1 protein-coding gene is annotated in these 740 nt (G+C 60.4%); it reads right to left on the bottom strand.

Annotation, left to right across the window (positions count from 1 at the left end; all coding sequences use genetic code 11):
• Positions 1-96 precede the first annotated feature (96 nt).
• On the bottom strand, positions 97-740 hold a 644-nt coding region (locus tag Q669_RS18995; protein WP_022993514.1), incomplete at its 5' end, for a group II intron maturase-specific domain-containing protein.

The raw sequence follows: 740 nt of genomic DNA, 5'->3' as shown, positions 1-740 counted from the left end.
AATCGGGATAGGGAGGCACCTCACGATGCCCCTCCTCCCACATCACCGGGCATACGGATCACGTACCACGGCGATTCAGTGACTTGATTCAACCCGTTACCGCACTGCCAGTTCCGGCAGCCCATAGCTCCGGAACAACCGGGCCGGTAGGGCTTCCCGCAGGGCCGGCGAGTGACTCAACCGCCACGGGCCGTGGGCCGATTTGGCGGTGTTCCAGGCCAATCTGACCGGGACACCCCGCTTTCTCAGCTCACGATACCCCCTTCGGCCCCATTGCTTCCACACGTAACTTCTCATTCTCCGCCTTATCCACTTGTCCAGGTCCCGCAGCGGGCTCAGCACTTCGGCTGCGTCGAAGTACGCTTTCCAACCAAGCAGGGTCTCTTTCAGATCTGCGATCACCTGGGCCAGTGAGTGGCCCCGTGTTCGGCGGCTCAGTATCCGGATCTGGGATTTCAACTTAGTGATGGCTTTGGCAGCCACCTTCAATCGCTGTCCTTTCCGGCTGAGGGTGAAGCCCAGGAAGCTTCGCTTCCAGGGCCGGTCTACCGCGCTCTTTCGTGTATTCACTGTGAGCCTCAGCGAGTCCTCGATAAAGCGCGTCAGACTCACCATCACCCGCTCTCCTGCACGGCGACTGCCCACGTAGATCTGGCAGTCATCCGCGTAGCGGGCGAAGCGCAGGTTGCGCCGCTCCAGCTCCCAATCCAGTTCATCCATGTAGTAGCCCCCATTTAAAC

The sequence above is a fragment of the Marinobacter sp. C1S70 genome (assembly GCF_000475355.1).
GTDB lineage: Bacteria > Pseudomonadota > Gammaproteobacteria > Pseudomonadales > Oleiphilaceae > Marinobacter > Marinobacter nauticus.
Note: the sequence above shows the minus strand (reverse complement) of the source record. Positions and strands in the feature narration are given on the sequence as shown.